Here is a 6,223-nt window from a genome sequence, read left to right as displayed (position 1 = left end):
CGTTGCGCTGAGTCCTGAGGCTGTTGCAATGAAGATGAGAATCAAGGAAAAAAGAGGGACTATCGACAAACGAGGAGCAATTAAACAAGTTGGTTGATAATTGCATGAAAGCAGATATACTACAATTGATTAGATAGAGGAGGTTTCTGCATGGACGTTATTAACAAAGATCTCTTGGAGCAACTGAAAGAGTCTCAGGAAGAGGGCGTCGTGGTAGAAGTGTTCGACTTTGAGGACTACATGGATAAATTCTGCCATTAGTTTCGGAATTAACTTGCCTCGCTTAAAGGAGAAGTCGATTATCGATTTCTCCTTTTTTAATTAAAGATATTTTTGGAATACATGCTCTTAGCACAGGTTGGCGTCTCAGTAAACTGAGAGGTTGCTTTGGCTAGTTAGAGATATGTGAACGTCCGTTAGACTGAATCTCAGGGTAGAAGGGGCCTCCAGTGTCCAGATCAACAAGGCAATGCTGCGTTTCGGCTAATAAGAACGATGGCTTTTTGCGTGTGGCGGCGGCGTCGCCGTGGATTCGCGTGGCCGATGTCGAGGGCAATGCCGAGGTTGCGCTGGCGGCTGTTCGCGAGGCTACCGAGCGCGGCGTTCGCGCGCTGGCGCTGCCCGAGCTTAACCTGACCGGCTATACCGCGGCCGATCTGTTCCATAACCGCACACTGCTGCATGCCTGCGAGGCTGCTCTGGTGCATATCCTCGACGAGACTCGTGAGCTGCCGATTGTCTTTACCATTGGTCTTCCCGTTGCGGTTGCCGAGAATATCTACAACTGCGCCGCTGTGTGCTGCGCGGGCGAGCTTTTGGGCCTCACGGCCAAGAAGTATTTGCCCAACTATGGCGAGTTCTATGAGCGCCGTTGGTTTGCTCCGGCACCTACCGATCCCGTTTGGCTTGAATTTGCCGGTCAGGGTCCGGTCCCGTTGGGCTCGGGGCTTGTCTACCGTTGCTGTGATGAGGGCGCCGAGGACCTGGTGCTGGGCGTTGAGGTCTGCGAGGACCTGTGGGTGCCGGCGCCTCCTTCGACCGAGATGGCGCTTGCCGGTGCGACGGTGATTCTCAACCCGTCGGCTTCGGACGAGATTATCGGTAAGGCAGACTATCGCCGCAGCCTCATCTCCAATCAGAGCGCGCGCCTGTACTGTGCCTATGCGTATGCAGACGCGAGCGAGGGCGAGTCCACGACCGATATGGTCTTTGCGGGCGAGAACCTCGTCTACGAAAACGGCTCCAAGCTCGCCGCGACCAAACTGCTTACTTGCGATATGGCCATCGCCGACGTTGACCTTGACCGCCTGGTTGCCGAGCGCCGTCGTTCGACGACGTGGACGCGCGCGGACGATGCGCCGGAGGCCACGGCCGTTGAGTTTTCGTTTGAGGGCGTGTTGGCCGAAGAGCCTGTCCTGCGCGATGCCTGCGATATCGACCGCGTTTTCCCGCGCGCGCCCTTTGTACCGGCCGACCATGGTGACCTGGCCGAGCGCTGCGAGACCATCCTCGACCTGCAGACCGCCGGCCTCAAGACCCGCCTGGCCCATACGGGCACCAAGGCTGCAGTCATCGGTCTTTCGGGCGGCCTTGATTCTACACTGGCACTGCTCGTGACGGTGCGTGCCTTCGATGCGCTGGGGCTGCCGCGCACGGGCATCACTGCCGTGTCCATGCCCGGCTTTGGCACGACGCATCGCACTAAGTCCAACGCCGAGTCGCTCGCGCGCGACCTGGGCGTGAGCTTCCGCGAGGTTTCGATCCACGCGGCTGTGGAGCAGCACTTCAAGGACATTGAGCACGATTCGACCGTGCAGGACGTGACCTACGAGAACAGCCAGGCCCGCGAGCGTACGCAGATTCTGATGGATCTGGCCAACCAGGCTGGCGGTTTTGTCATCGGCACGGGTGACCTGTCGGAGTTGGCACTCGGCTGGGCTACCTATAACGGCGACCACATGAGCATGTACGCCGTCAACGCGAGCGTGCCCAAGACACTCGTGCGTCACTTGGTGCGTTATGCGGCTGATGTCTTTGGCGGGCGTATTGCCGAGGTTTTGCTCGATATCCTCGACACGCCGGTGTCCCCCGAGCTTCTGCCGCCCACGGGCGACGGCGAGATTGCGCAGAAGACTGAGGATTTGGTGGGCCCGTACGAGTTGCACGACTACTTCCTCTACTACTTGCTGCGTTTTGGCTTTGAGCCGGGCAAGATCTACCGCATGGCGCTCAAGAGTTTCGAGGGTGTCTACGACGCCAAGACCGTCCACACGTGGCTGCGTACGTTCTATCGTCGCTTCTTTGCCCAGCAGTTTAAGCGCAGCTGCCTGCCCGATGGCCCCAAGGTTGGTTCGGTGACGCTCAGCCCGCGCGGCGATTGGCGTATGCCGAGTGACGCTAGCTCGCGTCTGTGGCTTGCGCAGATCGACGCGCTCAATCCAGTTGACTAAGGTTGGCTAAATTGAACCAATACGGGGGTTGCAAGCGTTACACTTTTGCAATCTGATGGCCCGTATCGCGCGGCGCTCTTGTCGGAGCGCCGCTTTTTTATATCGGAAGGTGGCACCATGCAGGTATCGCAGCGTCTCGACCGCTTTGGCGCGGAGGTCTTCGCCTCGCTCAACAACAAGCTGCTCGCGCTGAAGGCTCAGGGCAAGACCATTTACAACATGAGCGTGGGCACGCCCGACTTTAAGCCGTACGGCCACGTGGTCGAGGCGCTCACACAAGCAGCCCAGGATCCCGAGATGTGGAAGTACGCCTTGCGCGACCTGCCCGAACTCAAGCAGGCCGTATGCGATTACTATGAGCGTCGCTTTGGCGTTTCGGGCATTACACCGTCCATGGTGCAGTCGTGCAACGGCACGCAGGAGGGCGTGGGCCATTTGGGCCTGGCCCTGCTCGATCCGGGTGACACCATCCTGGTTCCCGATCCGTGCTACCCGGTCTTTGAGGCAGGTGCCAAGATCGCCGATGCCAAGCTCGAGTACTATCCGCTGGTGGCGGAGCACAATTACCTGCCCTATGTGGCGGGTATCGATCCCGAGGTGGCCGATCGTGCCAAGTACATGATTGTGTCGCTGCCCGCCAACCCGGTGGGCTCGGTGGGCACGCCCGAGGTCTACGAGGAGATCATCGCTTTCGCCCGCGAGCACGACCTGCTCATCGTTCACGACAACGCATACTCCGACATCGTGTTCGACGGCGAGCCGGGCGGCAGCTTCTTGCAGTATCCCGGCGCGCTCGAGGTGGGCGTTGAGTTCTTCTCGCTCTCCAAGTCGTTTAACGTCACCGGTGCGCGTATCGGCTTTTTGGTCGGTCGCGAGGATGTGGTCTCGGCCTTTGCCAAGCTGCGCGGCCAGATCGACTTCGGTATGTTCTTCCCGATCCAGAAGGCTGCTATCGCCTGCCTGAACGGTCCGCGCGATGAGGTCGAGGCGCAGCGTCTGAAGTACCAGGAGCGCCGCGATGCCCTGTGCGACGGTCTTGAGGGCCTGGGCTGGGAGCGTCCCAACGCGCATGGCTCTATGTTTGTGTGGGCCAAGCTTCCCGGTGGTCGCACCGATTCCATGGCGTTTTGCGAGGAGCTCATGGAGAAGGCCGGCGTTGTGGTGACGCCGGGCGCGAGCTTTGGTCCTTCGGGCGAGGGGCACGTGCGCATGGCGCTGGTCTTGCCGCCCGACCAGATTGCTTTGGCTGTCGAGGCCATCCGCGAGGCGGGTCTGTATTAGAAACCTGTTTCGACTCGTCAATAGCTCGAAACCGATTTCGTGCAGTTATTTTACGAATCCTGCAAACAATTTCGGTAAACGGTCGATTTTTGGCTGCGAATAGGAGCATAATCAAAGTCCCGATTGGATGTATTGGGATTACGACAAGCCGCTCGGGTCGTTCCCGGGTGGCTTGTTTGTGGAGAGAGATGGGAGTTTCTAATGGTTAACGAGAAGAAGGTCGCTATTGTCGGCTGCGGTTTCGTCGGTTCGTCTTCGGCGTTCGCGCTGATGCAGAGCGGTCTGTTCTCCGAGATGGTCCTCATCGACGTGGACAAGAACCGCGCCGAGGGTGAGGCCCTGGATATCGCGCACGGCATGACGTTTGCCGAGCCGATGAAGATCTACGCCGGCGATTATTCCGATGTCGCCGACGCCGCCATGATCGTCGTCACCGCTGGCGCTGCCCAGAAGCCCGGTGAGACCCGTCTGGACCTGGTCAACAAGAACGTCAACATCTTCAAGTCCATCATTCCCGAAATTAAGAAGTCTGGCTTCGACGGCATTCTGCTCATTGTCTCCAACCCGGTCGATGTTCTGACCTATGCCGCCATCAAGATGTCCGGCCTGCCCGAGGGCCATGTCATCGGCTCCGGCACCGTGCTCGACACTGGCCGTCTGCAGCAGATGCTTGGTGCCCACGTTGAGGTTGACCCGCGCGATGTCCAGGCCTATGTCATGGGTGAGCACGGCGACTCTGAGTTTGTCGCTTGGTCCAGCGCCCAGGTTGCCGGCGTGCCGCTGAACACTTTCTGCGAGCTTCACGGTCATCTGGAGCATGAGGCTGCCGAGAAGCGCATCGCCGAGGACGTCAAGAACTCCGCCTACACCATCATCGAGAAGAAGCACGCCACCTACTATGGCGTCGCCATGGCCGTCAAGCGCATCTGCACCGCCGTCATGCGCGATGAGCAGACCGTTCTGCCCGTCTCCTCGCTCATGGTGGGCGAGTATGGCCTGTCCGATCTTGCCATCTCCATGCCGACGGTCGTTGGCCGCGACGGCGTCGTCTGTCGCGTCCCCGTGCCGCTGAACGATGACGAGCAGCATGAGCTCACCGCCTCCGCCAAGGCCCTCAAGGACATCATCGACAGCGTCGACTTCTCCTGCTAAATCAAGCTCGCTAAAGCGAAAAGCTACAATGAAGGCGTCCGAGCCCACACGGCCCGGGCGCCTTTTTGGTGCAAAGTAACCTGACCCCAATGCACCATAGTTGACGGGAGGGCCATGTCGGATTCGCCTAATTTTTTGACCTATGCCCAGACGGCGTTTGACCCGTTTGAGGAACGGCCGTTCTGCGCGGTGGATAGCCTGGTCTTTGCGTGGTTGTCCTATTTGCGTTTGCCGGGTGATATGGCGGAGCTGACGAACTGGCAGGGCCTAGACGTACGCGAGCTGCTGCGTGCCGAGTGCTACTGGGACATGATTGGCGACCTGTGGGACCCAGAGGGGAGCAGGGCCTTGTTGGAGGCCGTGGCAGCAAGCCCTCGCTACCGTGGCGTGCACGTTTGCGGCTATCGTGCCGTGAGCGATGTGGTGGCGACAGAGCAGTTTGCAGCCATGGCGTTCCGGTTTCCGGCGGGGTTTAGTTATCTTTCCTTCCGGGGGACCGACAGCACGATTGTGGGCTGGAAAGAGGACTTTAACATGGCATTCCGGTGTCCTGTGCCGGCCCAGGAATCCGCGGCGCGTTATGTGGACGAGGCGGCGGATGCGATTGACGGGCCGCTTTTGTGCGGAGGTCATTCCAAGGGTGGAAACCTTGCGGTGTACGGTGCGACGATGTGCTCCGATGTTGCCCGTGAGCGAATCGAACGGGTGTATTCCCATGATGGTCCGGGCTTCGTCGAGGAGTTTCTGAACGGCAACGCCTTTGCCGATCTTTCCGGTCGAATCGACAAGACGCTACCTCGGTCGTCGATCTTTGGCATGATGTTTGAGACGCAGGAGGACTATGCCATCGTTGAGAGCACCGAGTTCAGCCTGCTGCAGCACAATCCCTTTAGCTGGGTGGTTGATGGTCGTGACTTCGTGTACTGTGAGCGCCTGTCCGCCGGTGCTCGATACGTTGATGGCTCCATTCGCGAGATGCTGCTTGCAGTGGGGCCTGCCGAGCGCGAGCGTTTTGTAGATGCATTGTTCTCCGTGTTTGAGGCTACGGGTGCTGAGCGGTTTGCGGATATCGCTGGGAATCTGCGCGAGAGCCTGCCCGTGATGCTCCAGACTGCGCAAGGTTTCGACAAGGATACACGACGCTTTGTCTCGCAGACCATCGTGGCAATCCTTAAGTGCGCACTGCTGCCCAAACGACCCCAGATCGACATGTCCGCTGCCGGTAAGAGTCTGGCAGAACAGCTCGAGGCTTGGCAGTCCGAGCTCCTGCGCTAGCCATTGGTGCAAAGCAACCTGTCCCAGATGCACCAATCTTCGATGCGCTCGGGGAGGGCTCGACC

The 6,223-nt window shown here is 59.2% G+C and carries 4 protein-coding genes; all 4 read left to right on the top strand.

Annotated elements, in window-relative coordinates; translation table 11 throughout:
- The first annotated feature begins 449 nt into the window (after nucleotides 1–449).
- Nucleotides 450–2,450 (top strand): NAD(+) synthase, encoded by a 2,001-nt coding sequence (locus DW037_RS06725; RefSeq protein WP_118373040.1) that lies wholly within the window; start codon nucleotides 450–452, stop codon nucleotides 2,448–2,450.
- Between the two features lie 117 nt (nucleotides 2,451–2,567).
- Nucleotides 2,568–3,731, top strand: coding sequence for a pyridoxal phosphate-dependent aminotransferase (locus tag DW037_RS06720; protein ID WP_118373039.1), 1,164 nt, complete (start codon nucleotides 2,568–2,570; stop codon nucleotides 3,729–3,731).
- Between the two features lie 201 nt (nucleotides 3,732–3,932).
- Nucleotides 3,933–4,883, top strand: coding sequence for an L-lactate dehydrogenase (locus tag DW037_RS06715; RefSeq protein ID WP_006234343.1), 951 nt, complete (start codon nucleotides 3,933–3,935; stop codon nucleotides 4,881–4,883).
- A gap of 114 nt (nucleotides 4,884–4,997) precedes the next feature.
- Nucleotides 4,998–6,158 carry an Mbeg1-like protein gene (locus tag DW037_RS06710; RefSeq protein WP_117640358.1) on the top strand — a complete coding sequence of 387 codons (1,161 nt, stop codon included), beginning with the start codon at nucleotides 4,998–5,000 and terminating at the stop codon, nucleotides 6,156–6,158.
- The last annotated feature ends 65 nt before the right edge of the window (nucleotides 6,159–6,223 follow it).

Source organism: Collinsella sp. AF39-11AT, assembly GCF_003474585.1.
In the GTDB taxonomy this organism is placed as follows: domain Bacteria; phylum Actinomycetota; class Coriobacteriia; order Coriobacteriales; family Coriobacteriaceae; genus Collinsella.
This window is presented reverse-complemented; position numbering and strand designations above follow the sequence as displayed.

Coding starts and splice junctions, on each gene's coding strand:
- DW037_RS06720 (WP_118373039.1), top strand. CDS start 2,568: ATGCAGGTATCGCAGCGTCTCGACCGCTTTGGCGCGGAGGTCTTCGCC.
- DW037_RS06715 (WP_006234343.1), top strand. CDS start 3,933: ATGGTTAACGAGAAGAAGGTCGCTATTGTCGGCTGCGGTTTCGTCGGT.
- DW037_RS06710 (WP_117640358.1), top strand. CDS start 4,998: ATGTCGGATTCGCCTAATTTTTTGACCTATGCCCAGACGGCGTTTGAC.